At 43.7% G+C, this 2,054-nt stretch carries 4 protein-coding genes; 1 reads left to right on the plus strand and 3 read right to left on the minus strand.

What is annotated here, in order from left to right:
• Positions 1-9: 9 nt before the first annotated feature.
• The 3 genes from L5M28_RS23775 to L5M28_RS23785 all read right to left on the minus strand — a co-directional run bounded on the left by L5M28_RS23775 (position 10) and on the right by L5M28_RS23785 (position 1,457).
• Positions 10-378: a type II toxin-antitoxin system HigA family antitoxin gene (locus tag L5M28_RS23775; RefSeq protein WP_263204524.1), complete on the minus strand. Its 369-nt coding sequence runs from the start codon at positions 376-378 to the stop codon at positions 10-12.
• 10 nt (positions 379-388) lie between these two features.
• Positions 389-688, minus strand: coding sequence for a type II toxin-antitoxin system HigB family toxin (locus tag L5M28_RS23780; protein ID WP_263204525.1), 300 nt, complete (start codon positions 686-688; stop codon positions 389-391).
• A gap of 103 nt (positions 689-791) precedes the next feature.
• The gene (locus L5M28_RS23785) at positions 792-1,457 is read right to left on the minus strand and encodes a site-specific integrase (protein WP_263204526.1); all 666 of its coding nucleotides are present in this window, start codon (positions 1,455-1,457) and stop codon (positions 792-794) included.
• A 210-nt stretch (positions 1,458-1,667) separates the two neighbouring features.
• Here L5M28_RS23785 and L5M28_RS23790 point away from each other — a divergent pair, with 210 nt between their 5' ends.
• On the plus strand, positions 1,668-1,910 hold the full coding sequence (locus L5M28_RS23790; RefSeq protein WP_263183758.1) for a hypothetical protein: 243 nt from the start codon (positions 1,668-1,670) through the stop codon (positions 1,908-1,910).
• Positions 1,911-2,054: the final 144 nt, after the last annotated feature.

The raw sequence follows: 2,054 nt of genomic DNA on the forward strand, positions 1-2,054 counted from the left end.
TATATTCCGTTATTTGGCTAATTGATAATCTTTGATCAAGCAAGGAAGCGGGATTTTAAGCCCCTCATTCAGCTTACGGATCATGTTAAGGCTTAGCTTGCGTTGGCGGTTTAACACTTCTGACACTCTGCTACGTTGCCCAAAAAATGGCACCATATCGACATCCTCAAGCTCTTGCTGCTCCATCCGAAACTGAATCGCCGCGATTGGATCTGGCGCTTCAATCGGAAAATGAGCGTCCTCAAACGCGCTCACCAGCGTAATCAACACTTCCAGCTCGTCACCCTCTGGCGTGTTAGGTTCAGCATCAAAAAGCTGCTCAATGCGCTTTAAGGCGGCTTCATTATCAGCCACGGTTCTGATCGGTTTAATTTGCATTGCAAACCTCCTAAATTGTGGTTGCATCAACTTTGTCATACTCAGCATGAGAACCAACAAAGCGAACATAGACCATTGCAAACTTGTAATTCACGGCCACAATAAGACGGTACTTATTGCCGTGGATGTTGAATACCACCCTGTTATTGCCAACAAAACTCGCATTGCGATACTGATCTTTAATCTCCTGCGGATTTTGCCAGTTAGCGTTTTTAGCTTCCTCGTACCATGACTTGAGCGGTTGCTCACTATCTTGATAAATGGGCTGCTCCCAAAACTCCCGCAAGGCGGCTCTTGAAACAACTCTCATGCAATCCCCTTGTCTATATTTCCCATTATGGGAAACGTATAAACGCTAGTCAATAATTAATTTCCCTTTTTGGGAAAATATATTAATTTTTTGATTTTTACCATCAAATCCATTCGATGCTGCACATATCGCGAATCACATGTTGCTGAATCACGACATACCCCAACGTTGTTGATGCTTCTGAATGGCCTAGAACTCGCGCCATTGTCTCTAAACTAACTCCAGACAATACAGAGTTGGTCACTAGGCTTTTACGCCCTGTATGTGACGAACACTGCGGCAATCCGCAACGTTTGTAAACATTACGTATAGCTTGCTCTAGAGCGTCACAGCACCAGTATTCTTTGATAGTTCCATCATCAAGGAGTCTTGGTTTCGGCTGCAATGAATAACTTGATCCACGGTTCGTTAAGATCAGCTTTGAGTCTGGATTAAGCCCTTGGTAATCAGGCGAAGTACCTAACCCCCACTTGTGTTGTATACGGTAGTCAATCCAATCTTGGATAGCTGTTCTGGCAGTTAGATTGGTTAACCATATAGTGCGGGGCTTGGTATTTTTACAGATCAGGCTCGGCAGGTTTATTTCTTGTCGAAGTAAGCCAGTGGGGAATAGAACGGTTTTTACATCAAGTCGAGCAATCTCACTCACTCTCATTGCAGCATGGCTAAGGGCAATTGCTCCCGCTTTAGCTTGTCCATGCTGCATCAATCGGCAGGTTTTCAGGACTCGGTTGATTTGGGAGGGTGTTAGTGCGTCAGCGCGGCTCATTGTCTGTATTTCCTCTTTATTTGGGGATATGCAGACAATAGGATTTTTTCACTGCCTAATCAGTTTAACACGGTATTGCGTAAGCCTTTCACGGAAAGCAATTTACACAGGTAAGAGAATAAAAATTCATCAGTGGTAACTTGAGATCCAGCCGAATGCCCATATTTATATCATGGGTAATTTCGCCCTGTCCTAGTACGGTAAAGATCAATGGCTTTAGTTAGAAATGGTAATAAAGATCAAGTAAAAGAGGCCAACACTGAGTCCAACAAAGCTTTCGATAAAATACATAAGCCTGGCGAAAAGTGTGTTCATGAAGGCATCTATAAGTGTGTTGGCTGCAACAAAGAAGTAACCGTTGCCGGAGGGAAAACAATCCCCCCACAAAATCACCATCAGCACACGTCGGCGCAGGGTGATATTCGTTGGAAGCTTTTTGTTTTCGCACAGTAATGATAGAAATCGTCCCCCCTGTGTTCTCTTGACACTCGCGGACAAGACAGAATATCCATACTAATAGCGCGAAAATATGATTATTCAGATAAATAACGCACAAGCGGAACCTTTGGCTCCGCTTTTTTGTACTTTAAATTCATC

Origin of the sequence: Shewanella sp. SW32 (genome assembly GCF_025653365.1) — a bacterium.
Classification (GTDB): Bacteria; Pseudomonadota; Gammaproteobacteria; order Enterobacterales; family Shewanellaceae; genus Shewanella; species Shewanella oncorhynchi.

Excerpts from the sequence above, each read along its gene's own strand:
- L5M28_RS23785 (WP_263204526.1), bottom strand. The coding sequence starts at position 1,457 with ATGAGCCGCGCTGACGCACTAACACCCTCCCAAATCAACCGAGTCCTG.
- L5M28_RS23780 (WP_263204525.1), bottom strand. The coding sequence starts at position 688 with ATGAGAGTTGTTTCAAGAGCCGCCTTGCGGGAGTTTTGGGAGCAGCCC.
- L5M28_RS23790 (WP_263183758.1), top strand. The coding sequence starts at position 1,668 with ATGGCTTTAGTTAGAAATGGTAATAAAGATCAAGTAAAAGAGGCCAAC.
- L5M28_RS23775 (WP_263204524.1), bottom strand. The coding sequence starts at position 378 with ATGCAAATTAAACCGATCAGAACCGTGGCTGATAATGAAGCCGCCTTA.